General features: G+C 34.2%; 26 protein-coding genes, 1 pseudogene and 1 riboswitch. Of the genes and pseudogenes, 9 read left to right on the top strand and 18 right to left on the bottom strand.

Translation table 11 applies throughout. The features are described from left to right. Positions 1–14 precede the first annotated feature (14 nt). The 6 genes from JFU23_RS17680 to argR form a co-directional block, all read right to left on the bottom strand. Entirely contained in the window at positions 15–704 is a 690-nt protein-coding gene (locus tag JFU23_RS17680) for a Crp/Fnr family transcriptional regulator (protein WP_001081909.1), read from the bottom strand. 201 nt (positions 705–905) lie between these two features. Beyond that, a complete protein-coding gene (arcC, locus tag JFU23_RS17675; RefSeq protein ID WP_002139469.1) occupies positions 906–1,868 on the bottom strand; it encodes a carbamate kinase in 963 nt (320 codons plus the stop codon). Between the two features lie 37 nt (positions 1,869–1,905). Further along, entirely contained in the window at positions 1,906–3,321 is a 1,416-nt protein-coding gene (gene arcD, locus JFU23_RS17670; RefSeq protein WP_137057420.1) for an arginine-ornithine antiporter, read from the bottom strand. A gap of 99 nt (positions 3,322–3,420) precedes the next feature. Beyond that, entirely contained in the window at positions 3,421–4,419 is a 999-nt protein-coding gene (gene argF / locus JFU23_RS17665; protein WP_000930304.1) for an ornithine carbamoyltransferase, read from the bottom strand. 30 nt (positions 4,420–4,449) lie between these two features. Further along, the gene (gene arcA, locus JFU23_RS17660) at positions 4,450–5,682 is read right to left on the bottom strand and encodes an arginine deiminase (RefSeq protein WP_002139467.1); all 1,233 of its coding nucleotides are present in this window, start codon (positions 5,680–5,682) and stop codon (positions 4,450–4,452) included. Positions 5,683–5,951: 269 nt separating this feature from the next. Next, positions 5,952–6,401, bottom strand: a complete 450-nt coding sequence (gene argR, locus JFU23_RS17655; protein ID WP_000711835.1) for an arginine repressor — start codon at positions 6,399–6,401, stop codon at positions 5,952–5,954. A gap of 213 nt (positions 6,402–6,614) precedes the next feature. Here argR and JFU23_RS17650 point away from each other — a divergent pair, with 213 nt between their 5' ends. After that, the gene (locus JFU23_RS17650) at positions 6,615–6,911 is read left to right on the top strand and encodes a transposase (RefSeq protein ID WP_002170592.1); all 297 of its coding nucleotides are present in this window, start codon (positions 6,615–6,617) and stop codon (positions 6,909–6,911) included. 8 nt (positions 6,912–6,919) lie between these two features. Then, the gene (locus JFU23_RS17645; RefSeq protein ID WP_201031428.1) at positions 6,920–7,801 is read left to right on the top strand and encodes an IS3 family transposase; all 882 of its coding nucleotides are present in this window, start codon (positions 6,920–6,922) and stop codon (positions 7,799–7,801) included. Between the two features lie 57 nt (positions 7,802–7,858). Here the strand turns inward: JFU23_RS17645 and JFU23_RS17640 are convergent, their stop codons facing one another. After that, positions 7,859–8,785: a methyl-accepting chemotaxis protein gene (locus JFU23_RS17640; RefSeq protein ID WP_429705361.1), complete on the bottom strand. Its 927-nt coding sequence runs from the start codon at positions 8,783–8,785 to the stop codon at positions 7,859–7,861. Positions 8,786–8,800: 15 nt separating this feature from the next. Continuing rightward, positions 8,801–8,986: pseudogene (locus JFU23_RS31345) on the bottom strand (HAMP domain-containing protein); the annotation flags it as partial. 375 nt (positions 8,987–9,361) lie between these two features. On the opposite strand from JFU23_RS31345, the gene JFU23_RS17635 reads away from it, so the two are divergent. The 3 genes from JFU23_RS17635 to JFU23_RS17625 all read left to right on the top strand — a co-directional run bounded on the left by JFU23_RS17635 (position 9,362) and on the right by JFU23_RS17625 (position 11,786). Continuing rightward, entirely contained in the window at positions 9,362–10,084 is a 723-nt protein-coding gene (locus JFU23_RS17635) for an amino acid ABC transporter ATP-binding protein (RefSeq protein ID WP_002029539.1), read from the top strand. Between the two features lie 121 nt (positions 10,085–10,205). Beyond that, the gene (locus JFU23_RS17630) at positions 10,206–11,000 is read left to right on the top strand and encodes an ABC transporter substrate-binding protein (protein ID WP_002016697.1); all 795 of its coding nucleotides are present in this window, start codon (positions 10,206–10,208) and stop codon (positions 10,998–11,000) included. Positions 11,001–11,093: 93 nt separating this feature from the next. Beyond that, positions 11,094–11,786 (top strand): amino acid ABC transporter permease, encoded by a 693-nt coding sequence (locus JFU23_RS17625; protein ID WP_002113621.1) that lies wholly within the window; start codon positions 11,094–11,096, stop codon positions 11,784–11,786. Positions 11,787–11,836: 50 nt separating this feature from the next. Here the strand turns inward: JFU23_RS17625 and desB are convergent, their stop codons facing one another. Continuing rightward, positions 11,837–12,922, bottom strand: a complete 1,086-nt coding sequence (desB, locus tag JFU23_RS17620; protein ID WP_002091268.1) for a Delta(10) desaturase DesB — start codon at positions 12,920–12,922, stop codon at positions 11,837–11,839. A gap of 578 nt (positions 12,923–13,500) precedes the next feature. Between desB and JFU23_RS17615 the strand changes: the two genes are divergently transcribed. Both JFU23_RS17615 and JFU23_RS17610 read left to right on the top strand, forming a co-directional pair. Further along, positions 13,501–15,027, top strand: a complete 1,527-nt coding sequence (locus JFU23_RS17615; RefSeq protein ID WP_201032378.1) for an FAD-dependent oxidoreductase — start codon at positions 13,501–13,503, stop codon at positions 15,025–15,027. Positions 15,028–15,156: 129 nt separating this feature from the next. Further along, positions 15,157–16,458, top strand: coding sequence for an MFS transporter (locus JFU23_RS17610; protein ID WP_201032377.1), 1,302 nt, complete (start codon positions 15,157–15,159; stop codon positions 16,456–16,458). A 134-nt stretch (positions 16,459–16,592) separates the two neighbouring features. On the opposite strand, the gene JFU23_RS17605 is transcribed toward JFU23_RS17610, so the two are convergent. Further along, positions 16,593–17,375: a nucleotidyltransferase domain-containing protein gene (locus tag JFU23_RS17605; protein ID WP_201032376.1), complete on the bottom strand. Its 783-nt coding sequence runs from the start codon at positions 17,373–17,375 to the stop codon at positions 16,593–16,595. Between the two features lie 113 nt (positions 17,376–17,488). Further along, positions 17,489–18,598, bottom strand: a complete 1,110-nt coding sequence (locus tag JFU23_RS17600) for a PRK06851 family protein (RefSeq protein WP_002186823.1) — start codon at positions 18,596–18,598, stop codon at positions 17,489–17,491. Positions 18,599–18,747: 149 nt separating this feature from the next. Further along, positions 18,748–18,860, top strand: a riboswitch (SAM riboswitch). Between the two features lie 85 nt (positions 18,861–18,945). Here JFU23_RS17600 and JFU23_RS17595 point away from each other — a divergent pair. Next, the gene (locus JFU23_RS17595) at positions 18,946–19,578 is read left to right on the top strand and encodes a cyclase family protein (protein ID WP_002091277.1); all 633 of its coding nucleotides are present in this window, start codon (positions 18,946–18,948) and stop codon (positions 19,576–19,578) included. Between the two features lie 25 nt (positions 19,579–19,603). Here the strand turns inward: JFU23_RS17595 and JFU23_RS17590 are convergent, their stop codons facing one another. From JFU23_RS17590 to JFU23_RS17560, 7 genes are all read right to left on the bottom strand, one after another. Next, complete coding sequence (locus tag JFU23_RS17590; RefSeq protein ID WP_033708170.1) at positions 19,604–19,987, bottom strand: hypothetical protein; 384 nt, start codon at positions 19,985–19,987, stop codon at positions 19,604–19,606. A 228-nt stretch (positions 19,988–20,215) separates the two neighbouring features. Continuing rightward, the gene (locus tag JFU23_RS17585; RefSeq protein WP_201032375.1) at positions 20,216–21,442 is read right to left on the bottom strand and encodes an ATP-binding protein; all 1,227 of its coding nucleotides are present in this window, start codon (positions 21,440–21,442) and stop codon (positions 20,216–20,218) included. 143 nt (positions 21,443–21,585) lie between these two features. After that, positions 21,586–22,851: an S-adenosylmethionine decarboxylase related protein gene (locus tag JFU23_RS17580; protein WP_085308883.1), complete on the bottom strand. Its 1,266-nt coding sequence runs from the start codon at positions 22,849–22,851 to the stop codon at positions 21,586–21,588. 232 nt (positions 22,852–23,083) lie between these two features. Beyond that, entirely contained in the window at positions 23,084–23,752 is a 669-nt protein-coding gene (locus tag JFU23_RS17575) for an LSm family protein (protein WP_085308881.1), read from the bottom strand. 177 nt (positions 23,753–23,929) lie between these two features. Continuing rightward, positions 23,930–24,373: a hypothetical protein gene (locus JFU23_RS17570; protein ID WP_016103225.1), complete on the bottom strand. Its 444-nt coding sequence runs from the start codon at positions 24,371–24,373 to the stop codon at positions 23,930–23,932. 20 nt (positions 24,374–24,393) lie between these two features. Continuing rightward, entirely contained in the window at positions 24,394–24,918 is a 525-nt protein-coding gene (locus tag JFU23_RS17565; RefSeq protein ID WP_002029525.1) for a hypothetical protein, read from the bottom strand. Positions 24,919–25,166: 248 nt separating this feature from the next. Continuing rightward, a complete protein-coding gene (locus JFU23_RS17560; protein ID WP_002029523.1) occupies positions 25,167–25,406 on the bottom strand; it encodes a helix-turn-helix domain-containing protein in 240 nt (79 codons plus the stop codon). Positions 25,407–25,580: 174 nt separating this feature from the next. Here JFU23_RS17560 and JFU23_RS17555 point away from each other — a divergent pair, with 174 nt between their 5' ends. After that, positions 25,581–25,949: a hypothetical protein gene (locus JFU23_RS17555; RefSeq protein ID WP_060751286.1), complete on the top strand. Its 369-nt coding sequence runs from the start codon at positions 25,581–25,583 to the stop codon at positions 25,947–25,949. The last annotated feature ends 14 nt before the right edge of the window (positions 25,950–25,963 follow it).

Here is a 25,963-nt window from a genome sequence, read left to right as displayed (position 1 = left end):
TCAATATGCAATTTTCACATAGAGATCTCCTCAAAATATGTTGGGTTATGTATTGTAATTTTTTTATCCAGAATTGTAACAATACTATCATTTTTTAATTGTTTTAATACGCCGCTAACCGTCTCTCGAGACGTACCAGATATTTTCGATATTTCAATTGTTGTAAGTGGGCATGAAATTACAATTGTTTCGCCACTCTGTTCTCCTAAATCCTGCATTAAATAATTTAATGTTTGAATGACCCGATCTTGTGCATTAGGAATTGTAATATTTTGCACTCGATTTTCGTTTAGTTTTAATATCGATGATAGTTGCTGAACAACGTACATTAATTGCGTCCTACTAGATTTCACCATATCTTCGAAAATTACTGTCGGAATATAATATACTTCTACATCTGTCATCGCTTCTGCCGTATAGTTATATCCTCTGTCTGTAAACATACCACCATAAGGAAAAATAGAATACCGCTTTACATAGTCATCATATAATAAATTTCCACTTTGATTTACCCGCTCTAACTTTACAAAACCATCTAACATGAAGTAAATTCTTTCTCTTGAATCCCCTTCTAAAAATAAAAATTGACCCTTTTTATAAGTTCGCCAATAGACAAACTCCGTCAAACCTTTCAATTTCTTTTCTGTTAAATGAGCAAATAATTCAAATTGCTTTAAATCTTTAACTACGTTCCGTCTATTCATAAAATTCCCTCTCTCTTGCTGTATGTTGGAGCGAAAAATCAAGAAAGCGTATTCAAATTAAATTTTATCATAATTAACTTGTATATTCGGATTTCATCATGAAAACTTTATGAACAATGAGTACAAAAAATATTAATAAATAAAAAGAATGAAGTTACTAACTCCATTCTTTTTTTACTAATAAATAGCGTACATAATTATTTAAACATACATGCATACATTCTGTTTAGAAATAATAGTACCAGCTTTTTCTTCTAGTGCTTCATATACTTTTTCTAAAGACGTAATAATTGTTTTTCTTTTTGGATTTGTATTAACAAAATTAATAGCAGCTTCAATTTTTGGAAGCATACTTCCCGCAGCAAATTGTTTTTCTTCAATGTATTCTTCTAATTGATTCACTGTGACATGCTCTAATTTCTTTTGATTCAGTTGATTATAATTTACATACACATGATCAACTGCAGTTAAAATTACGAGCGTATCGGCATCTACTAATTCAGCTAATTTCTGCGCAGCGAAATCTTTATCGATAACCGCTTCAGTTCCTTTTAACCCTTCTTCGGAATCAATTACTGGAATTCCACCACCACCAACAGCTATCACTATATTTCCATCCTCAACTAAAGAATTAATTACTTTATGCTCATGAATACTTACAGGCTTCGGTGATGGAACAACACGTCTCCACCCTCTGCCAGCATCCTCTTTAAACACTGCTTTTGTTTCTTCCATTAATCTTCTTGCTTCTTCTTCCGTATAAAAAGGACCAATTGGTTTAGTTGGATTTTTAAATGCCTCATCTTTTTCATCCACGACAACGCGTGTTATAACCGTTGCTACGTCTTTTTTTATATTCCGTTTTTTCAATGCCTTTTCAATCGCATTTTCCATCCAATATCCAATCATCCCTTGGCTCATTGCACCACAAGTATCTAATGGCATTGCAGGTGTCTTTTCCGTTTCTGCAGCTTTTTGCTGTAATAAAATATTCCCCACTTGTGGGCCATTTCCATGCGCAATTACTATATCTACATCATTTTCCATTATTTTCACAAGTTGTTCCGCTGTTTTTTCTAACGCTTCTTGCTGTGCCCCTGCAGTAGCTTTTCCAGACTGTATCGCATTTCCCCCTAGTGCAACTACAATTTTTCTTCGTGCCATATTTCAGCCCTCCAGTTAATTTCGCTTTCACAGCGCTTTATAAAGTAATACTGCCTGTAATTAATCCATAAATCGCAAAGAATGCTAAAGCACCAATTGCTACCGATGATGCTAATTCCACTCGAGTAAATATTTGCTTCGAACTCTTTTGCTTTTGAACATTGTAAAAAATAAAAATACCTGGCGCATATAAAGTCATTGTTAATAATAAATACTCTAAACCAGCTGCATAAACTAACCACACACCATAAATACTTGCTATCAAACCAATTATTATATTTTTATTTCGATCCACTTCTTCAGACTTTAAGCTATGCTTCAGTTGATAAAATGCTGAAAAAGCATATGGGATTAAAATAGCTGAAGATGCTAACGAGAATACAAAGTTATACGCCTGATTGGAAACAACGAATGTTAATAAGAACATTTGAATTAAGCCATTTGTTATCCATAATGAATTTATTGGAGCCTTATTTTTATTTTCTTTTGCAAACCATTTTGGAAATACTCCGTCTTTAGCCGCCAAATACGGAATTTCAGATGCGAGTAAAGTCCAACCTAACCAAGCACCTAATACAGAGATAACTAAACCTAAATTAATAAAGATAGCACCCCATTTTCCAACAACACTTTCAAATAAATAAGCCATAGACGGATTTTTTAAATTAGCAATATCTGCTTGCTGCATAAGTCCAAGAGACAGTAATGTAATTAAAATGTAAATGATGAGTGTACCAACTAAGCCAATAACCGTTGCTTTCCCTACATCACTTCTATTTTTTGCTCGACTAGATAAAACAACAGCCCCTTCTACCCCAATGAACACCCATAAAGTTACAAGCATTGTACTTTTAACTTGGCTGCCAACCGCTCCCCATGAAAACGAACCAGTTTGTCCCCAAAACCCATCTAGGAACGTATCAATATGAAACGCGAAGATTCCTATAACAATAAATACAAATACAGGTACTAATTTTGCGATTGTAGTTACTAAATTCACAAGTGCTGCTGATTGAACTCCACGTAAAATTAACATGTGAACACACCATAATAATACGCTTGCACCAATAATGGATGCTACATTTTGACCGCCTTCAAAGATTGGGAAGAAATACCCTAATGAAGAAAACAATAATGTGCCGTAAGCTACATTACCAAGCCAGGCAGATAGCCAATATCCCCACGCACTATTAAATCCTATAAAATTACCAAATCCTGCTTTTGCATAGCTAAAAATACCACCATCTAAATCTGGCCGTTTTACAGTTAGATTTTGAAAAGATAATCCAAGCGCAATCATCCCAATTCCTGTTATAACCCAACCAATAATAATGGCTCCAGCACCAGCACCTTTTGCCATATCACTTGCTAAATTAAATGCTCCACCGCCAATCATAGACCCCACTACAAGTGCCGTTAATGTAAACAACCCTAATTTCTTATCTTCACCCATTCCACTCACCTCTCTTTAATTGCAATAACAATACGAAAGCAATAGTGAATGATAGTGTCTAAAGGAGGAGAAAGAAGAAAGGAAGACTCCCTTTCTTCTTTACTCCATGTTTCCTAAAGTAGCTGCCATAACCGCTTTAATTGTATGCATTCTATTTTCAGCCTGATCAAATACTTTTGAATGTTTACTGCGGAATACTTCGTCAGTTACCTCCATTTCCCTCAACCCATATTTTTCATAAACTTCCTCACCATACATCGTTTCAACATCATGAAATGCAGGTAAACAATGTAAGAAAATCACATTTTCATTTCCTGTTTCTTTAATCATTTTCATATTTACTTGATAAGGTTTCAATAACTCGACACGTTCAGCAAATTTTTCTTCTTCCCCCATAGACACCCATACATCTGTATAAATTACATCTGCATTCGCAACAGCTTCTTCCACATTACTTGTTATCATTACTTGTTCATTATATTTTTTTGCTAAATCAATTACTTCTTGCTCTGGCCATAAAGATTCCGGTGTACAAATACGTACGTCCATTCCAACGATCGCTCCACCAACTAGTAAGCTATTAGCAACATTATTTCGTCCATCTCCAACGTAAACGAGCTTCACATTTTTTAATTTCCCTACATGTTCTCTAATTGTTAATAAATCTGCAAGTGTTTGTGTTGGATGCCACATATCTGTTAATCCATTCCAAACCGGCACACCAGAATTTTGTGCTAAAGATTCTACAGTTTCATGATTAAATCCACGAAACTCAATTCCGTCAAACATGCGTCCTAACACTTTTGCTGTATCCTCTACGGATTCTTTTTTCCCAAGCTGAATATCACCTTTCCCTAAATATTCAGGGTTCGCTCCCAAATCTGTACATGCTACTGTAAATGCACATCGCGTACGAGTAGAGGTTTTTTCAAATAATAGCGCTACATTTTTACCTTCTAAATAATGATGTGGGACACCGTTTTTCTTTTTCTCTTTTAATTCTGCTGCTAAATCTAGAAAATATAATAATTCTTCTTGTGTAAAATCTTTTTCAGCTAGAAAGCTTCTTCCTTTTAAATTTGGTCTAGTCATTAACATACTTCATCCCTACTTTCTCCGTTATTTATACTAAATATCTTTACGAACAATTGGCATACTCATGCAACGTGGACCCCCACGACCACGAGATAATTCCGAACTTAGCACCTCAATGACCTCTATACCATGTTCCCGTAATAACGTATTGGATACATAGTTGCGATCATATGTAACAACTACACCTGGCGCAATTGCTAATGTATTAGAACCGTCATTCCATTGTTCACGAGCGGAAGCAATTGCATCTCCTCCTCCACAAGGAATAAGAACTAATTCACTTAAACCTAATACCTCTTTTAATGCTTCCGTTAAAGAAGTACGATGTGTAATTTTAAGAGTTTCCACATCTGGGCCTTTTTCTAAAATATAAATATTCATATTTCCTTTTGGCCCTTGAATGGCTGGGTGAATTGTAAACTTGTCATAATCAACCATTGTAAACACTGTATCTAAATGCATAAATGCTCGGCATTTTGGAATTTCTATTGCTAACACTTTCTTAATTTTATTTTGTCGGCTAAAAAGATTTTTAGCTAAACGTTCAATTGCTTTAGCTGACGTACGGGCAGATACTCCAATTGCAATTGTTTCTTCATTTAAAATTAGCTCATCGCCACCTTCAATCGGAAACTTATAATCACGATCTAGCCAAATTGGCACATTGTGATTTGCAAATCTTGGATGATATTTAATGATGTACTCCATGAATAATGATTCACGTCTACGCGCCGGTTCTCTCATCTTATTTATCGTTAAACCATCGCCCACGCTAGCTGCTGGATCACGAGTAAAATATAAATTAGGCATTGGGTCTAAGTAAAACGGATAATGATCTTCCATTAATTCGTATAAATGTGTCTTCTTACTTGTTTCAATTTCGTTTTTCCGTACACCACCCATAATTTTTTGAACTAATTCTTCATTTGAAAAGGAAAGTAAATATTCTTTTAAAGTTTGATGTGCAACATTTACGTCAGCCTGTCCTTCTTCTAAAATACGATCAACAAATTCTTCTCGAAGTTTTTTATTTACTAATGCCTCAGCAGCTAGTTTTTCTAAATAAAGAACTTCAACACCTCGATTGCGTAATGTTTGTGCAAAATAATCATGCTCTTTTTGAATAATTGGTAAGTATGGAATATCGTCAAATAATAATTGTTGCAAATAATCTGGCGTTAAGTTTTCCACTTCTTTACCAGGTCGTTTTAATAAAACTGTTTGTAATTCCCCAATTTCTGAAGTAACATGTATCGGATGCTTCATTTGTTGTACCTCCTTTTAAATATGTTTGATGTCTTACAAGTACATAATAAATGCTACGCGCTTTCATCTTTGTGAAAACATCTACATTATCATTGTGAAATATTAAACAAGTTATTTTTTAAAAATCATATAAATTTGTATTTTTATAACATTCCATCCCGCTTTTTCAATAAAAAAATACATATATTACGCATATATGCTGAATATTTAACTTCCGTATTTTTAAAAAAATCCTGTTTTTAATTTTTATTAAAAACAGGATTTTGCATCTAAATAATTAAATTTAACCTTTCTTCTAAAATCTCCCTATCTGATTTCGACTGAGAAATTATAAGGCATGTATCATTTCCACATATACATCCTATTTTTTCTTTCCAATCTAACTCATCAAACAAAACACCAATAACATGTGCATTACCGGGTAATGTTTTAATAACCATTAATTGATCTACACAATCAATTTTTACAACAACCTCTCGTAATTTTTTCTTTAACTTTATATCAGTTTGTAAATGCTCTTCTGAGAAAAATTTATATATCATTAATCCTTCTTGAGAAGGTACCTTCGTTAAGTTTAACTCACGAATATCTCGAGAAACTGTAGCTTGTGTTACTAATACATCTTTTTTTGCTAACAATTCTACTAATCTTTCTTGCTTCTCTATTTCATACTCCTTTACAAATTGTTTAATTAATCGTTGTCTTTTTTCTTTTTTCATAAAAGACACCCCTTTTAATATTATAGCTCGCTATAATTTTCATCCGAAAGGGACAGAAAAGAATGTTGCGGAAACGTTCATAGTTTATACTTTTTAACTGTAGATATTAAATCTAGCTAAAAAAAGAGAAGAACAGCATTCTGATATGATCCCCTTATAGTAGACAGGAAAAAGAAAGCACATTAACCTGTTTACTATGGAGGGGATTTTTTTATGGGAAAAATTAGAGTCACTTACGATGTAGAATTTAAGAAAAAAGCTATAGATTTATACTTAAAAGAAGGCATGAGCTATAAAACCATTGCGAAAGAATTGGGTATTCATCACTCGGTTGTAAGTCGTTGGGTGAAATACTTTGAAGCTGAAGGAATCAAAGGACTAGAAGAAAAACGCGGTAAAGCGAAAGGACCAGGTTTAGGTAGACCAAGGGTTAGACCCGAAGATCCTGAAGCTAAGATCCGACGATTAGAAGCGGAAAATGAAATGTTAAAAAAGCTCTTAGGAATGTAAAAGGAGGAATGAAAGTCGTATCCAAAACGAAAAAATTCGAAGTCATCCATGAAATGACAAAAACAGGTTATACAGTGACCATTCTATGCGATATTGCTGGTGTAACCAGAAGTGGGTACTACAAATGGATAAAACGGCATACGACGCCTTCAAAAAAACAATCAGAGGATATCGAAATTAAGAAAAAGATATTGGAGTGTCATAAAAAATTAAGAGGAATTTATGGATATAGAAGAATACAAGTGTGGCTGAAAGCCACATATAACCTTCATTTGAATCATAAACGCATCCAAAGATTGATGAGTGAACTAGGTATCAAAGCCGTAATTAGGAAAAAACGACCTTATTACGGAAAAAAAGAAGCTTATGTGATTTCAGAGAACCATCTAAATAGGGAGTTTCAAGCTTCAAAACCGAATGAGAAATGGGTAACCGATATTACCTATTTGATTTTCAATGGACAGCGCTTGTACTTATCCGCTATTAAGGATTTATACAATAATGAGATTGTTGCCTATGAAACCAGTCGTAGAAACGACTTAAAACTTGTGTTAGATACACTTAAAAAGGCAAAGAAAAAACGAAATATGAAGGGAATCCTCTTACATAGTGATCAAGGGTCCCAGTATACATCTCGTCAATATAATCAATTACTTAAAAAATATCAGATGAAGGCAAGTATGTCTCGAAGAGGCAACTGTTGGGATAATGCTTGTATGGAAAACTTCTTCAGTCACTTTAAGGCAGAGTGTTTTCATTTACACTCCTTCCATAAAGCGAATGAGGTCAAACTTGCCGTGCGTAAATATATGCACTTTTATAATCATCAAAGATTTCAAAAGAAATTAAATAACCTGAGTCCATATAAATATAGAACTCAGGTTGCTTAGTTGCGCTTTTTTAATACTGTCTACTTGACAGGGGGCACTGCATTCTGTTCTTCTCTTTTACATTGAAAACCGTTCAATTGTTTGTTTTAAATCCGCTGATTGCTTCTCTAAGTCTTTTAATAATTGATCGATTGCTATCATATTTTTAGACTGTTGTAATGTCACACGTGCCACTTCTTGTGAACCAGCTGACGTTTCTTCCGCAATTGCTGCTACAGCCTTTGTTTGTGCTCCTGTTTGATGAATGTGACTCGCTTGTTCATTCATATAACTACTAATTTGCTTGGTTGCATCGGCTACTTCCATAACACTTGATGACATTTCTTTTAAAATTAATTCTGTAGCTTCTCCGCGTTTCGCCTCTTCTTTAGCTGTCTTCACCTGCTCTGTCATTTTCAATGCGACTTGCTGTACTTCATCTTGCATATCCCGTAATAACTGCGATATATTTCTTGCGGAATGATCACTTTCATCAGCAAGTTTACGTACTTCTTCTGCTACAACTGCAAAGCCCCTTCCATGCTCTCCTGCACGAGCTGCCTCAATAGAAGCGTTGAGTGCTAATAAATTCGTTTGACTAGCAATCTCACTCACAACAGAAACAATATGTTCAACTTGTTTCATTCGCTCTTCTAATTTCTGTACATTTTCCATCGAATCTTCATTTTCTCTCGCCAATGTTTGAATACCTTGAATTAAAGAAGTAAAGACACGTGTACTTTGTCCTAAAGCTTGAACCATTTCTGAAGACAACTCGTCAGACTGTTTTGCTTTTCCTTCTACTTCATTTGCAATAGAAGTCGTTGTATCAACAGTAGAAACGATCGCTTGAATCGATGCTGCTGATTGCTCGGCACCGGAAGAAATCTCCGCAAGAGTTTCAGACACACCTTGTGCTTGCTTTGTCGCTTCACCTGTTTGTTTTCTAATTTGCTGAACTTGATTATTTGTATACGAAAATGTAGTATCGATATTTTTTACCATGCCCCTTAAGTTCCCTAGCATCATATTAAATGCAACACTTAAAGATTTAATCTCATCATCGGTCTTTGGCAATGGGACATCTTCACGAATATCACCTTCAGCCGCTTTCCTTGCTGCTTCTTCCAACTTTCGAAGTGGTTTAATTAAAAATATTGCTGCCCCATACGCTAAAATTCCAGACCATACTACACCTAATAACATAACGATAATATTATAAACAGTTTGACTTACATAACTTTGAAAATAATCATATATAACGTAAATGAAAATTAAACTTGTTGAATATGTAATTAAAGCTAAAACTGTAGTGAATAGCATAAGTTGTGTACGTAAGCCAAAAGAAAATGTTTTTCTTTCTTTTCCCATCTCTTCTTTCCCCCTTCTTATAAGCAATATAAGTACTACCTATATATTATTATCCATATTTTCGTTATAGAAAGATATAAGGATTTTAAAAATCATTATTTCTTTGAATATTAAATCCCCCTGAAAAAAATAAAGGATTCTGACAATTTATGACTAATAACAGAAATACGGGGCAACATTTGTAAATATATTTTTGACTGGGGGTTTTGTATGATTCAAGTTCGAAATCTAGTAAAATCATTCGGCTCACTTGATGTTTTAAAAGGAATTGATTTAGAAGTAAAAGAAAAAGAAGTTGTTGTTTTAATCGGTGCCAGTGGTTCCGGCAAAAGTACATTACTTCGCTGTCTTAACTTTTTAGAAATGTACGATGAAGGTGAAATTCACTTACAAGGTGAACGAATTGATCCAAAGCATTCAAATTTAAACAAAGTCCGTGAAAATGTCGGTATGGTTTTTCAACACTTTAACCTCTTTCCTCATATGACCTCACTAGAAAACATCATAGAAGCTCCTATTCACGTAAAAAAATTGGAGACAGCAGACGCGAAGGATGTTGGGAATCAACTCCTACAAAAAGTCGGCCTACAAGATAAGGCGGATGTAACTCCTCACCTACTTTCAGGTGGTCAAAAGCAACGCGTTGCGATTGCACGAGCTCTTGCTATGAACCCTAAAATTATGCTATTTGATGAACCTACCTCAGCCTTAGACCCTGAACTTGTTGGAGAAGTATTGCAAGTTATGAAAGAACTTGCTGAAGAAGGAATGACCATGATTATTGTTACTCATGAAATGAATTTCGCAAGAGATGTAGCTGATCGCGTCATATTTATGGATGACGGAAAGATTGTAGAGGACGCTCCGCCAGCACAATTCTTTTCAGCTCCATCACATGAACGAGCAAAACAATTTTTACGCAACGTTTTATAATGTAACTTCTGTTTCAAATGAAAAGAAATACATTCATACGGTGCACAACTAATTGTCCAAATAAAATATCTCAGTAACATACTTAAAACCATCCGTATGATCAATATATAGGAGGGGTTTTATGAAAAGAAAACTATTAACCATTGTTGCGAGTATTACATTATGTACATCCTTCATACTAGGAGCCTGTAGTAAGGAAAGTGCTACTACTTCTTCAAATGGTGAAAAAGAATTTCGTTATGCGATGAGTGGCTTATATAAACCTTTTAACTATAAAGAAAATGACGGAAAGCTTGCCGGTTTTGATGTGGAAATTGGTGAGGCACTTGCGAAAAAAATGAATATGAAACCCACTCCTATTACAAATCCATGGGAAACGCTAATTCAAGGTCTACAATCGAAAAAATATGATGCTATATTGGGCAGTATGGCAATTACAGAAGAACGCTTAAAAGCTGTTAGTTTCTCCAATCCTTATTATCGTTCTGGTGCCCAAATTTTTGTGGCTAAAAAGAATACATCTATCTCTTCTCCAGAAGATTTGAAAGGTAAGAAAATTGGTGTTGTAAAAGCTAGTACCTTTAAAGACCTTGTTGCAAAACATACAGATCAAATCACAGAATATGATAGCGATATTACGGCACTTATGGACTTAGAGCCTGGACGTATTGATGCAGTAATCACTGATCAAATGGTCGGTTTACGTATGATCAAAGAAGGTAAATCAAATATAAAAGAAGCTGGAAAACCATTAAATCTTGATGAAATGGGAATTGCTATTCGTAAAGATGATAAAGAAATGGTTGAGAAAGTAAATAAAGCTTTAGATGAAATCATTAAAGATGGTACGTATGAAAAGATCAGTAAAAAATGGTTTGGGCGTAATATTCTCGGTGAAGAGGAAAAAACGAAGTAAATTAGCTAGTCAAATGTTTCATACATTATGCCCCACTTTTTATGTGGGGTATTTCATTCCCTACTAAAATCCATACAATATGAGGTGACACATATGTTTGAAATTTTTATCTCTACCTATCCCACACTCTTAAAGGCTACTATTGTCACATTACAATTAACATTAACATCCCTATTACTCGGTTCACTAATTGGATTACTAGTCGCTTTCTTTCGAATCTCTAACAATAAGGTTTTAAATAGTATTGCTCATGTATACATCGCCATTATTCGTGGTACACCTTTAATTGTTCAAATCGCGATTCTCTATTTTGGGATTACATCCGTTGTTGTTTTTACCCCTTTTTGGGCAGGAGCAATTGCTTTAGCAATTCATAACGGTGCATATATTACTGAAATTTTCCGCGGATCTATTCAGTCCGTTGACCGGGGACAATTGGAAGCTGCTCGCTCTTTAGGGATGCCTTACCCTTTAGCGATGCGCCGGATTATATTACCACAAGCATTTCGTCTGTCTCTTCCCCCTCTAGGGAACCAATTTATTATTGGATTAAAAGATTCTTCACTTGTTGCTTACGTAGGAATGTCCGAATTATGGGGATCCGGTTTATCAATTGCCGCAGGTAACTTCCAGCAATTAGATACATATATCATTGTTGGTGTATACTATCTCGCACTAGTTCTTCTATTTACTTATCTTGTTAGTCTTCTAGAAAAACGACTTCAACGAAAAGAAAATAACTCTGTCCAGGTCAAGACGAAGAACAAGAAAGAAGTCTCTTTATAACAAAAAGCAAGCTCTAAGAGAGCTTGCTTTTTCATCGTAAAATATGTCTATTATTGATTTACTTTTTTTATAGTCTCTTTTTCCTCTATATGTTCCTCACGATATGAAATATTATGAGGATCCAATCCATTTCCTAAAGAACCATAGAAATGCTCCCTATGCGGATCAACTAATTCACTTCCGTGATAATACACACGTGGTGTATTCCAAAGTGCTGCCAAAGCTTTTGTCATCGGCATTTCGTGATAGCGTTCCGGCCACATTTCTTTAATTTTATCTTTTACTAATGGATAGTATTTAGAACTCATAGCAGGAAACAGATGATGTTCTGTATGGTATGAGAAATTGAAATGTAAAACGTCTACCCAGCGCGGTACTGTTACTGATAAACAGTTTGCTAAAGGATCATTTACTGGAACAATAGGATTTAAGCGGTGATTTGTTGCAATATACGCCATTACAATAAAGTTAGCAATTAACAACGGAATCACGTATGCAAAGAACCACTTTGTAGGTCCCATAATAAACAATAAACTAATCCAAACTGTCCAGGGCAAAAGAAGTTGAAGCCATACAGATTTTTGATTGGATGACTTAAATTCTTTTATAAAATGAAAGAACATTCGAGTCGAATGTAACGTAAATTGAATTGTTAGTGACAGGAAACTAAAGAATGAACGTACATGAAGAGGCATGCGATATACCCAACTCAAAAACTTACTCTTTTTCAGTTTCTCAAATGTCGGCCATGCATCTGGATCATTCTCTTCATGCTGTGTGTGAACATGATGCGTTGCATTATGCCACTTTCTCCAAAGTTTTGGGCCAGTTGATAATGGCATAAATGCTATCGCACCTAAAAAATCACGAAGCCATGCCTTTCTTACAACTGTTCCATGTAAAATTTCATGTCCTAAAAATCCAAGTGAAGCAAAACATAATCCAAGAACAATTGCAATTCCTAGATTTGCCCACACATTCAATTCAAATACACCGATCGTTATTAAACCAGCCAATGCCACAAGTAAATAAGCCAGTCCACCAAATAATCGATTAGGAACTGGTTTAAATGCTTTTTTCGGCAAATGTGGTGCTACACGTGCTGCATACCACCCAAACGTATGAAGCTCCTTCATCCTTTTGCCCCTTTCTTATGCCGCGCCCCGCGCAACTTGCATATATCAATTCTTGCTTCCAGATTGATTTTACTACGTGATCCAAAAAGCATTTATCATAAGGAAAATATACTCACTCTATCGTCACTTAATTTTCGCTTTTATTATCAATGAAAAACATTTCTCTTTTTACTCTCTATCAACCTTTCCACATGATGAATCATAACAATAGAATTTCTATATTGTCAACAACTTTTATGACCTAGTAATAAAAGTTGGTTATATTTTTATAATTATACTTTATTTCACTAAAGAAAAAGCATAGATTTCATAAGGCTTTATCAGGTATATATACATATCCACTTAAACAATATAGACTCTATCTTATTCAAGAACTATCTATGTAATCAACAAATGGAATCACTTGAATTTAGCTTTATATAAATCCTACTTCTTCATACTGCCCCAATAAAATAATTATATTAAAATATTTTTTCTTTCGTTTAGTAAAAATAAAACGCTACGAAAACAACATACATGAATTCCATATAATATGGAAATATTAAAAGGAAAATTGTTCTAATTTGGAGGTTTTCAAAATGACAGATGACACATTTCCGCAGTTACCATCATCCTATTGGATTGAATCTACTCAATTTCCTACTTTTCCTCATTTATCCGAAAATATAAAGACAGAAGTTGCTGTTATCGGAGCTGGTATTACAGGCATTACCACCGCCTATTTACTCGCTAAAGAAGGAATGAAAGTCGTTTTAATTGATTCTGGTTCTGTTTTAAATGGAACAACTGGGCATACAACCGCAAAAGTAACAGCTCAACATGATCTTATTTATGATGAATTAATAAACAATTTTGGTGTTGAAAAAGCCAGGCTTTACTACGAATCAAATAGTAAAGCTCTACAATTCATAAACGAGACTGTACAAACATATAAAATCGACTGTAATTTCACAAATGAAGATTCGTATTTATATACAACTACCAATAATGGCCTGCGAAATTTAACGAAAGAATATGAAGCCTATCAAAAATTAAATATTCCTTGTGACTATGTTCAATCCCTGTCGATTCCTATTCCCGTACAATCTGCACTTGTGATGAAAAATCAAGCGCAATTCCATCCCCTCCTTTATTTAAAAACACTTTTAGAAAAGTTTGTGGAAATGGGCGGAAAAGTTTATGAGCAAACAACAGCCATTGATGTGGAAAAAGGAGATTATCCACAAGTTATTACAAAGGGTGACCATCGCATCACTTGTAAATATATTGTCTCTTGTTCACATTTTCCTTTTTATGATGCTAATAGCTTTTTCTTTACGCGAATGTACGCAGAACGCTCCTATGCCCTCGCAATAAAAGCAAAAACGGATTATCCAGGGGGCATGTATTTAAGTATCGATGATCCAAAACGCTCCATACGTTATACGACAAGCAATGGAGAAAATTTGATATTGATTGGCGGAGAGAGCCATAAAACAGGCCAAGGAATTAATACGATGCTTCATTATGATGCACTATATTCCTTTGCTGAATCTACTTTTGGAGTAGATGAAATTCCTTATAGATGGTCAGCGCAAGATTTAATCACGCTAGATAAACTCCCTTATATCGGACATATTAACGAAAGGAATCCAAATATATTTGTGGCAACTGGATATCGTAAATGGGGAATGACGACTGGAACTGCAGCAGCTCATTTACTGAAGGACTCCATTCTAAAAGTCCACAGCCCATATAAAGAACTGTTTGCACCATCACGCTTTCATGCAAATCCGGATATAAAAACTTTCCTCTCTCAGAACATTGATGTTGCTAAACACTTAATTGAAGGAAAAATTGAAACCGCATTACGTAAGCCAGAAAATCTTGAAGTTGGCGAAGGTTCTGTTGTACATGTCAACGGTAAACGAGCAGGTGCTTATAAAGATAAAGAAGGAAAATTACATATCGTCGATACAACTTGCACACACCTCGGCTGTGAAGTTGAATGGAATAGCGGTGATTGTACTTGGGATTGCCCTTGTCACGGTTCCCGTTTTTCAATTGATGGGGATGTTATGGAAGGTCCAGCAGATCAACCATTAAAGCGAGTTGATAACGAATAAAAAAACAAAGAAGTTCAACGGGAATCCTGTTGAACTTTTTTATTTTTCATATAAATTTCGACATACGCAGGGAAATATTAACATTAAATAAAATAATATATTCATCTACAAATAAAAGGAGTGAATACTATGCAACCTTCTGCTCCACCTCATCTAGAATCTACAGAAACTATCTTTTCAAGTTCTATTACAAAACTTGTTGTTTTTATTTGTTGGCTAGCCATTCTAGCTGACGGATATGATTTAGGTATTTACGGCGCCGTTCTGCCAAAGCTCCTAGAAGACAAAAGCTGGGCACTATCACCAGCCCACGCTGGAACAATTGCCAGCTATGCTTTATTTGGGATGTTTATTGGTGCTATTCTAGTTGGAACCATTACAGATCTAATTGGACGAAAATGGACACTTATATGCTGTTTAGCCCTTTTTTCTATCACAATGGGCTTAGCTGCAATTGCTCCTTCTCCTGAATTATTTGGGTTATCTCGATTTATCGGAGGAATCGGATTAGGCGGTGTTATCCCAACGGCTTCAGCACTTACTGTTGAATATTCACCAAAAAAACGGCAATCTTTTATTTATGCTCTTATGTTTACCGGCTATCCTTTAGGTATCGTGTTAGGCGCTATTTTATCCATGTTTATGCTAGAAGATTTCGGATGGAGAATTATGTTTGGCATCGGAATGATTCCGCTACTCCTCATTCCTTTCATTATTCGTTATTTACCTGAGTCCATTCAATTTTTATTATCGCGAAATCGACAAGAAGAAGTAAATAAAATTCTTAATCGCTTTCAAATTGTATTCCATGTAAAAGATGAAATTCCTGAAACACCATCTAATATACAAAAGAAAAATGGATTTCTTACGTTATTCTCAAAAGATTACATAAAAGCAACACTACTTTTTTGGCTCACTTATATAATGGGAATGTTTTTAATATACGGTTTAAATACTTGGCTACCACAGATGATGCGCCAGGCAGGATACCCTCTTGGATCTAGTTTATCATTTCTACTTATACTAAATATTACTGCAGCTATCGGTGCATTATTTGCTGGGGCGATTGCCGATCGTATAGGAGCAAAAATTGTTATTAGTATCTCCTATCTTATGGCAGCCATATGTATTGGACTATTAACAATTAAACCATCTGTTACAATCATTTATCTTTTAATTGGTCTTGCTGGAATTGGATCAGTCGGTATTACTCAAATATTAAATGCTTATGTAACACAATACTTCCCATCACATATACGAGCTACCTCCTTAGGCTGGGGACTTGGACTTGGCCGAGTTGGTGCGATTGCTGGCCCTATTCTTGTCGGTATTATTATGACAATGCAATATGACTTGGCGTGGAATTTTTACTTATTCTCCTTTGCAGGTCTTATCGCAGCTATATCTGTTTTCTTTATTCCTACAAAATAAAGTGAAACTTTAATCAGCCCTCACCAATCGGGCGTTTACGGGCAGTTGACCTCCCACCTAACTTCTTCGCTCCAGCCGAATCTTGAGGTGGGAGTCTTACTGCCCGTTAATGCGGGATAAAAAAGAGCACAAACTCACTTGTGCTCTTTTTCATATACTTCAAACAACATATCTCGAAATAATGTATTCAAACTCTCAATATCAATCCCTAATCCCTTTTCAATCCCTTTCACGTATTGCTGATAATAATCAATTTGTTCTTCTAAAAATTGATTTAACGCCTGAACTTTCAATCCAACATCTAATTCCGTACCCGCTTTTTTCTTTACTAACAACTTCTCAATCTCATTCAATACACTACGTTCTATAGATAGTTCTATAAGTAATTGGTCAAATTCTACTGGAGGTAATGTCCCTTTCTCTTCTAGCCACTGACAGGCTAAAATAGGACGTAATACATAAAAGTACTTTTTCAACTTTACATTTTCACCTTGCAAAAATTCACGATAATTTTTTGAAGCCATATGTAAGTAATGATATATCGTTGCTTTTGGATCAAAATTCTTTTCACTCTTTTGCTGAAGCTGCTCTGGAAAGTTAGAGTTTTTCGAATAAAAAATTGGTGATCGAATCCACTCAAGTAAAGCTGGATTTGACTTCGCGAATAGTTGCAATGCCTTTTTAATATCCCAACCACTTATGTCTAAATCATCACTAATTGGATATTCGATTACATCACGCTTATCATGGATTGATAAATACCATTCTACAGGGTGTATATAAACAAACCTAACATCATAATCACTATCTTTCGATGGAAACCCCCACGCCCGACTCCCTGATTCCACAGCGAATAAAATTTTCACACCATTCTCTTTTTCAATTCGCTCTAGTTCTAATTCAATTTTCTCTCTCATTTCATACCATCTCCATTTTTTGATTATTTCCCTGGGAATTCGACAAATATACGACTAATTTTACTATATACCAAAACAGCTGTCAGACAATTTCTGACAGCTCAATAAAGTACTTATTTTTTCTTTTCAATTACAGTAGCAGTAATTCGTTCAAACTCTTTTTGAATTTCCTCTTTATATGCATCCACTTTTGAAAAATCCATAGCAGCAATATAAATTCGTTCTAATTTATCACGAACTGATTTTGCTTTTGCTAAGAAAGACATTGCCTCATTCATTTTTGCTTTATATTGAATGGAAACGTCACGAATTTCTGTAGCATACTTCTCATCCGTCCCTGGTTTAACAATAAGAGTATACATATCTATAATCTCATCACCTTCGCGACTTGGAAAATATTCATGTGGTGCGGTACTATCAAAAATTGCAAATCCTAATTCTCTTACGATAACCATATCAAGACTATTCGGGTCAAATCCGCAATGATATACTTCAACGTCAAAACCTTTTTCTTCTGCTGCCTTCGATAACTTTTTAAGCATTGTTGATTTTCCAGAACCCGGGCGTCCTTTTATAAAATAACGATGTGGTAATCCTTCTGTTAAATTAGGAACAAAATCAACTGCTCCTTTCGGTGTAGCAGCTCCTAAAAAACGATGTTTCACAATCGATTGTTCTCCCTTTTTATCTGCAAATAATTTCTGAATTAGCTGTTCTGTTAGTTCATTTGCTTTATTAAAATCAATGTTATTAATATATATTTTCTCCCACTCATCATGTATAACTAACGCCTCTTTAAAACATCCGTAAGCAGATTTGAAAGCCTTGCCCGCTTCTAATACAAACCGTTCAATTTCTAACTTCTGCTTTCTTAATTTATCTGAGTCCCAAGCAACTCCTAAATTTATATACTCTTCAATAACTCCTGGCATTTTCGGCTCAATAACATGCGGTGATGTTCCATCAACAATTCCTACTTTTAATTTCGGAATAATCACCCCATCAACTGACTTATTATCAGAAGAACAATGCAAAAGTTCAATATCATATCCTTTTTCAACCCATTCACGCCCTATTGCCTTTATTAAAGAAGATTTTCCCGTTCCTGGGCCTCCCTTTAAAATAAACAACCTGTCTAGCCCCTTCAAATTCTCTTCGTATAAGCTGTGAAATCCTCTAGCTGTATTTCCACCGGCATAATAATTTAATACATTCCCTGTCACTGCACTCACTCCTTCGCAACAGTCTACTTACATAAGCTACAATATGCGAGCAACTTTATTTGGGTGAACACCTAATTTGTATTGCACGAAAAAAGGAAATGAATTACAATTTAAATATCACGAATATTCAGAATTTAAAATCGAATAAACCTTTATCAAGAGAGGCTGAGGAACCGGTCCTTTGAAGCCTAGCAACCTCAGTTTATGCAAACTGAATAGGTGCTAATTCCTGCAAAATGCATTGCATTTTGCAGGATAAAACTCAACTAGTATGTAAAGCTCATCTTTCTTGATTATGAAGGATGGGCTTTTTATTATTTGAAAAAAATATATTGGAGGTATGTAAAATGAAAGTAATTGATCTATCACAAACGTTTGAAAATAATATGTCTCAATTTCCTGGAACACCAAAAATCCAACTAGAAGCCATTACAAGCGTTGAAGAAACAGGTTATCAAGTTACGAATTTTCATTCTGTCGTTCATGTTGGTACGCATTGTGATGCGCCTGCTCATTTCATTTCAGGCGCAACCACTATTGATCAATTACCCCTAAATCAATTTGTAGGCGAAGCTGTTCTTATCGATGTGACTCATGTTCAAGAGCGAAAATTACCTAAGGAAGTATTACATACTGTCGACATAAAAGAAGGCGATATTGTCATTTTCCATTCCAATCTATCTAATAAATGGAATACCGAAGCTTATGAGAAAGAAGCGTTTTATCTTTCCGAAGAATTAGCTGAAGAACTAGTTCAATTAAAAGTAAAATCTGTCGGTTTAGATTTTATTTCTCCTGATGAGGTAACGACAGAAACATCACCGATTCATCACATACTGTTAGGAAATAATATTTACTTAATTGAAAACTTAACAAACTTAGATGCCATTAAAGCGAAACGATTCTTTTTCTCAGCAGCACCTTTAAAAATTAAAAATAGTGACGGTGCTTTCGCAAGGGCATTCGCTGTTATTTTTTAAACATGGTCTACAAAAAAAGCAAAGATCACTTTTGACCTTTGCTTTTATATTTTTTATTTAAGTTAAAAAAGAATTGCTCCACCCTCGGTCGTATCCAAGCTAAATAATCTTTATCTTTCTTCTTTGTACAAGCTATCTCTTCTCCATCTACCATTTCGACAAGTTCTAGCTCTAACAGTTGCCTCGTAAATGCTACCATATTTACTTCTTCTGCTGGATATTCTTCTTTTAATTTCTCCTCAATTTCTCCCAATAAAAAACCGTCACGCATCATTGCTAGTGCATCAATCCAAAGTGGCGGCATTTCATATGTCTCTCCTGTAATCGTATCTTTTACAATATAGTTCTTTTGCTCTTTTCGAAATTGAATCGTGTGTAAACATACAGTCGAATTTAATGTTAATTCCATCATACCACCCCTTTCATCATATCCGCATAGAAAAAAGGATGCGCGTGCACCCCTTCTTTTCTTTTCATAACACTACTGAACCGTTACATGAGCTAAAAGCTCTATGTCGATATTTTCCTCCATTATAAACGAAGTTTTTTATAAAAAAACCCTTCTTGAAACATTTTATAAAATGTTTATATTTACACAACAAGAACACTTTTCTGAAAAGTAATTTCGTCTAATGCACTACACTGTTGGTAAATAAATTTCCACTTTCGTTCCTATCCCCATACTACTTTCAATCGCGATACTCCCTTGATGTTCTTCAATAATTTTATATGTAATCATTAATCCAAGACCTGTACCATTCTCTTTTGTTGTATAAAAAGCTTTTCCGATCTTTTCTATTTTCTCATTTTCTATCCCAAGACCTTGATCTTCAACAGAAATACACAAGTTCTCTCCAGCTTTTTCATATGCCAGAATCCGAATATTCCCGCCTCCTGGCATCGATTCAATTCCATTTTTGATGATGTTTAACAACACTTGTTTTAATTGCTTATCATCACCATTTATAACGGGTAAATTTCCATCTACTTGCAAATTAAATTTCACTTTATATTGAGTCGCATAGCTTTCCATTAACTGTACAACATATAAAAGGATGTCCCCTATATTACACCATTCATAATTTGTTGGTTTCGGTTTTCCTAATAACATCAATTCACTAACAAACCCGTTAATCCTTTCAATTTCTTGTAACATAATGTCATAGCTCATCGTATCAGCAGGGTTTCTTTCTTTTTGCATTTGCGTAAACCCTTTTAAAGCTGTTAATGGATTTCGAATTTCGTGAGCAATTGTTGTAGACATTGTCCCAATAACAGCTAAATTTTCCGTCTCTTTCATATTGTTCATCATCTCAACAACCGTTCTTACATAAGACTGAAATCGTTTTAACAAAGAATGTGAAATAATGAAATAGAATATACATAAAACAAGTGGAATCACAACTTTTAAATCTTGTAATATCAATGTAAAAAATACGTACTTTCCAATTACACTAAAGGAAACTAAATAAAAATATTTTCTGTTCACGAAAACCGGTGCAAATAAAATTAATAACATTTCTACCATACTACCATGTTCAAAAGCCCTATCCGTTCGCAAATAAATCATTAAATTATTAATAAGGTTGATAAACATGTAACCAAATAAAAATAAATATTTTACAGAATATACATAGCCTCTTTTTTGAAGATATATTGAAATAGGAAATAATGATATTACAAATATATATACACCTATCCCAAGGCTACCTTTTGGCCATCCTACCGTTGTTCCATTAATATTCATAGCGGGATATACAAAATAATATATAGCGTCATATAAAAAGAATATAATATAGAATAATAATATAAATACTTTTAAAGCTTCTCTTTCTTCATAAATCAAGCTCTTGTATTTGTTCATATGAAAACTCCCCTTGATCGATACAAAAAAACATTTCCACTGTTATCTACTTAAATTATAAGTATGAAATTGCTTTCAGGGCAACATGTAACCTTCTAATACTAAAAGGAAGGAGATACAGCTCCTTCCTTTTCAGTTACAATTTATATCCATCTTACCCTATCATTTAGCAATCCATCTGTAAAATTATTATGTCCTACTACAAAATCCTTCATATATAAATTTAAATATTCCCCATACTTACTTTCAGTATTTAATAATAATTCTTCTACATAATAAGCGCCTTGTCCAAAAGTATCTAACAGTAAACTACATAAGCCAGCATAAATTCCACACCCTACTTGGAAGTACGTCGCATTTGTTTTATATTTTTGAAAAACTTGGCTACTATTCATTACATTATACATGTATGTCTCATTATGTTCATAAACGAGTAACACACCGACTAAATCTTCTCCTATAATATCATCTTCTGCTGGATTAAATACTTTACGATTCCAATTCCATAAATCTTCCACTTTGTCTAAGTTCTGTCTAATTAAGTTTGTTGTATACTCATTGATCCGATAAAGAAAACCCACTTCCATATTAAAAGATTTCCCTAAAATTAAAACTTCTTCATGTGGCATTAAGCAACCATAAAATTCTTTTTCACCTAACTTTACTTTATACTCTGAAGCATATACATCCTCATAAAAGTAAAGTGGACGATGATGACTCATATACATAGGATAACTCCATATCGCTTCATCAAGAAAACGCTCAACTGCCCATGATGCATAAAGTGTATGAGGTTTTATAAGCTCTTTATCATTCAAAAATGAATTATCATGTTCTACAATATAGCATGCTCGCGGCTTTTCATTTGGACGTTCTTTCATAAGCTCAACAACCATCCATTGAACAACACCAGGATTCATACCTGAGCCTATAATCGCTCTTGTATTTGTAAATGTTTCTTTCTCCTTCTCAAACCTCGTATACCTTTCCGTAAGCTGAAAACCAAGTAAACTATCGTCTTGATCTACTGCCTCATTTTCCAAAGCCGAATTAATATAACAAATGCCAAGGTCATTACAACAACTCAGTACCCTAATTGTATCTGCACCTGAAACATCAATAACAACCTTCGTTCTTTTTTCCTTTAAATGATGTTTAAATTTGACTACATCTTGAAGGTTTATTTCATATAAAAAAAATTGCTCTTTCAAATTTGGAAACAACTCATTATAATAACTTTTATCTTTTTGTTTTATATCCACCAAATGGAAGTTCACATTCTTTATCACTTCATAAATTGGATCTTTTTCATTTACTACCGCTTGATTCAAAATTGCTAACACTGCTTTTGCTGCTCCACCCGCACTGCCAAGTAATGTAATCGAAAACGAATCTGGAAACTGCTCCACAAACAAAACCCCTTTAATAAAGTAGTTGAGCAGCACTTCCTCAAAAGTGAGTTGAATACACAAAAAGGTAGCTCGTACACCTTTAGTACAAGATTGCCCCTTCAAAGATCACACTAACATACCTATATGATATTCAATTCATTTTCCCCCTCATATCCAAATCGAATTAAACAAATAGGCTCGACCTTTTCTTCCCTATATATAAAAGAAAAAGCCAGCCCTCTCAACTAGTCTACGGACAATGGACAGATTTTACATGTTGAATATTTACATACATTTTTGCATCACGTGCTTTTAATATTTCAATATGCCCTTCATCAATTTTCGCCATCTTTCCGATTTTGTTAGATTCTTCACCTAAATCAAACACCATAATTTTCCCAGACATTTTAATAAGCTGTTCTTCGAACGTTCTCGCTAAAGTAATATTTAATGGATTTACGGGGAGTTCATTTTTATTGAGGGAATAAGGGACCTGGTTCTCTTTATAAGGAATTAGCCATTTCAAATGCTTTAAAGATATATATACCGTTTTATAAACTGGACTATAAAAAACAATATAATCGTTCATTACACTTGTAACATAACCGTGTATCGGAACATTTCCTGCCACATAAATTTCTGTAAAAATCCCTTTAGATGTGATTAATACTTTTCTCAAAGAAATTGAAGGTGATTCCCTCTTAATTACAGAGTCCACACCAGGCTTTAATATTTCTTCATCATGCTCTCTTAAAAATTTATAATATTGGATATGGTATAAAGATATATATACATAGTCTTGTCCATTGTAAAGAACTACAATATCATTTCCTACATCAATTAATACACCTTTAAATCTTTTTTCACCGATTAATTTAACGTATATATTTTCTCCAATATTTTTGTTTAACTCATTCATCTATATCCTCCTTTCTATAAATACTACTTTTCCTGCCTTCCATTTCTAAAAAAATAATCAGGGCAATGTTCTGTCTTTTAATAGTAAGAGATCCTTTTCATATATCGTTCATAATTGTAGCGAAATATGAAATCGTTCTTCACTTTCAATCATAATGCCCCTTTTATTTATTAAACATTATTCTTCTTCATTCTTTTTGTTTTTAACTATTTGACTCACACTCTTAATATGAGAATTAATTATATAAATGACCTCATCACCGTTTACTAGTGTAATACTTCCATCATGTATATCACTTAATAAACCTTCCACACACTCTGGTCCACCACGATTAATCTTTATCCATTTATACTTCAAGTCATTTAATACATCTAAAAAAGTATCTTCATCCGCATAGAAACATGAACCATATTCTCCCGGTGCTTCTTTCACTTTCCTAACTAGACTCTTCACATGTTTCAACTGGTAATATACTAATTCTCCAAGAGGCAATTGTAGTGTAAGGTAATCTTTTCCTAATGATACGAGTACACCTACTCTACTTTCTGGTCCGCGAAGATTTACTTTTACATTTTCACCGACTAAACCTTTAATTTGATCACAGCATAATACACTCTCCAATTTTGTACCCTCCTTTCTTATTATCTTCCTCTACTTGATTGTCTTTGTGCACGAGCGCGACTTGAATTATTACTATTTTCATTACTTTTCTCATCGCTACTCTCATCACTATTCTCTCCACTTACTGGTGCATTATAATTAACACTCTTAATATGAGATAGTGCAATTAATACCACTTCTTCTTTTATAATTAACGTTACATAATCGCAAGAAACGTCTTGTAAAATACCTTCAACTTTCTCTGGACCACCACGATTAATTTTCACCCAGCGGTATTTGAAGCCTTGAAGTAGCGTTTCAAAGTCTTCTGCACTGTCTTCTTCCGACCATACAGAATCACCTATCCCACCATCTTTCGTATTTTTTGTAATGCTTTTCAGATGGCGAAGCTGGTAGTAATGGTACTCTCCTTTTTCATTCTGTAATACGACGTAGTCCGTACATACTGACACTATTATTCCTTTTTGAGATTCCGGTCCACCTCTGTTTACTCTTACATAAGATCCAATTAATTCTTTCAAAAAATCCCAATGAAATAAACTCACGAGAAAACCCCTTCCATTAATTTATAAGCTTTTGCACTGATAGTATATGTATCTGTACAGGTTATGTTCGCTATGTTTGTCCCCGCTATGAAAAAATATGCTTTTAACTAATAGTACTAATCCCTATAAAATCTTCTTTCCCTTAAAGTAACTCTAGGATTTCGGATGACTTTTTCATCCCTTAATATAAAAATCCCCCGTATTAAGATACATTTCTGCATATCTTAATACGGGGGATTTTTATAAATTTAATCTTCGTCTTTAACATCCATATCTTCTGGAATTGGTTCGTTTAATATTTCTTCCACTAACTGCTTATATTTCTCCATTTGTTCTAAATGTGTATTAAACTGTTCCTTGTTTATTAAATATTGCTCTCCATCAAACAGTGCACGAATTTTCTTTTGCTGAATTAAGTCTTCAACATACGATTTTGGTAATTTCAAATACTCCGCAGCCTCTTCTATCGTTATATACAATGTGTTCATTCCTTTATTATTTTTTCATATATATAATGTATCTTACTTTATTTTTGTAAACAAATAAAAAAGATTTTGTAAATACAAATTAAAAAGCAGGTAGATTCATTCCATATATTGTATAATAGTATAGTAAGTATTTTTTAAAATATAGAATGGTATTACACAAAGGAGAGTTAACATATGGCTACTCGTCACATCATTACAATGTTAGAAAAAACATTACAAGTTGAAACAGAAAACACAATTTCTCATCTATCTAATTCTTTATCCGATCGTATTCTTTCACAAAGTGCAGCAGTACATGAAAACAATTGCTATCATACAATTGGCGAATGGTACAAAAATCATTTCTTATTCCAACAAGATGATTTCCTTTGGGCTAAATACGTTTTCTATGACGCATATTGTGAGGCTATAAAAAAACAAGGTCATCTTACAAAACGCGTTCGCCAAATATTAGAATCATTAGCTCGAAAACACGGAAAACAATACATTACGTCTATACTAAATATGCCATTTCCTAATGAACAGGCAAAAGGAACCGCATAATTTTATAATGGACA

The organism is Bacillus sp. TH50, assembly GCF_016650565.1.
GTDB lineage: Bacteria > Bacillota > Bacilli > Bacillales > Bacillaceae_G > Bacillus_A > Bacillus_A mycoides.
Note: the sequence above shows the minus strand (reverse complement) of the source record. Positions and strands in the feature narration are given on the sequence as shown.

Bases quoted from the DNA above. Each gene is read 5' to 3' on its own strand.
- JFU23_RS17615 (WP_201032378.1), top strand. From the start codon at position 13,501: ATGACAGATGACACATTTCCGCAGTTACCATCATCCTATTGGATTGAA.
- desB (WP_002091268.1), bottom strand. From the start codon at position 12,922: ATGAAGGAGCTTCATACGTTTGGGTGGTATGCAGCACGTGTAGCACCA.
- argF (WP_000930304.1), bottom strand. From the start codon at position 4,419: ATGTTAATGACTAGACCAAATTTAAAAGGAAGAAGCTTTCTAGCTGAA.
- JFU23_RS17590 (WP_033708170.1), bottom strand. From the start codon at position 19,987: ATGGAATTAACATTAAATTCGACTGTATGTTTACACACGATTCAATTT.
- JFU23_RS17635 (WP_002029539.1), top strand. From the start codon at position 9,362: ATGATTCAAGTTCGAAATCTAGTAAAATCATTCGGCTCACTTGATGTT.
- arcA (WP_002139467.1), bottom strand. From the start codon at position 5,682: ATGAAGCATCCGATACATGTTACTTCAGAAATTGGGGAATTACAAACA.
- JFU23_RS17575 (WP_085308881.1), bottom strand. From the start codon at position 23,752: ATGAATGAGTTAAACAAAAATATTGGAGAAAATATATACGTTAAATTA.
- JFU23_RS17645 (WP_201031428.1), top strand. From the start codon at position 6,920: ATGAAAGTCGTATCCAAAACGAAAAAATTCGAAGTCATCCATGAAATG.
- JFU23_RS17640 (WP_429705361.1), bottom strand. From the start codon at position 8,785: ATGGTAAAAAATATCGATACTACATTTTCGTATACAAATAATCAAGTT.
- JFU23_RS17610 (WP_201032377.1), top strand. From the start codon at position 15,157: ATGCAACCTTCTGCTCCACCTCATCTAGAATCTACAGAAACTATCTTT.
- JFU23_RS17650 (WP_002170592.1), top strand. From the start codon at position 6,615: ATGGGAAAAATTAGAGTCACTTACGATGTAGAATTTAAGAAAAAAGCT.
- JFU23_RS17680 (WP_001081909.1), bottom strand. From the start codon at position 704: ATGAATAGACGGAACGTAGTTAAAGATTTAAAGCAATTTGAATTATTT.
- JFU23_RS17605 (WP_201032376.1), bottom strand. From the start codon at position 17,375: ATGAGAGAGAAAATTGAATTAGAACTAGAGCGAATTGAAAAAGAGAAT.
- JFU23_RS17630 (WP_002016697.1), top strand. From the start codon at position 10,206: ATGAAAAGAAAACTATTAACCATTGTTGCGAGTATTACATTATGTACA.
- argR (WP_000711835.1), bottom strand. From the start codon at position 6,401: ATGAAAAAAGAAAAAAGACAACGATTAATTAAACAATTTGTAAAGGAG.
- JFU23_RS17585 (WP_201032375.1), bottom strand. From the start codon at position 21,442: ATGAACAAATACAAGAGCTTGATTTATGAAGAAAGAGAAGCTTTAAAA.
- JFU23_RS17555 (WP_060751286.1), top strand. From the start codon at position 25,581: ATGGCTACTCGTCACATCATTACAATGTTAGAAAAAACATTACAAGTT.
- arcD (WP_137057420.1), bottom strand. From the start codon at position 3,321: ATGGGTGAAGATAAGAAATTAGGGTTGTTTACATTAACGGCACTTGTA.
- arcC (WP_002139469.1), bottom strand. From the start codon at position 1,868: ATGGCACGAAGAAAAATTGTAGTTGCACTAGGGGGAAATGCGATACAG.
- JFU23_RS17595 (WP_002091277.1), top strand. From the start codon at position 18,946: ATGAAAGTAATTGATCTATCACAAACGTTTGAAAATAATATGTCTCAA.
- JFU23_RS17625 (WP_002113621.1), top strand. From the start codon at position 11,094: ATGTTTGAAATTTTTATCTCTACCTATCCCACACTCTTAAAGGCTACT.
- JFU23_RS17560 (WP_002029523.1), bottom strand. From the start codon at position 25,406: ATGAACACATTGTATATAACGATAGAAGAGGCTGCGGAGTATTTGAAA.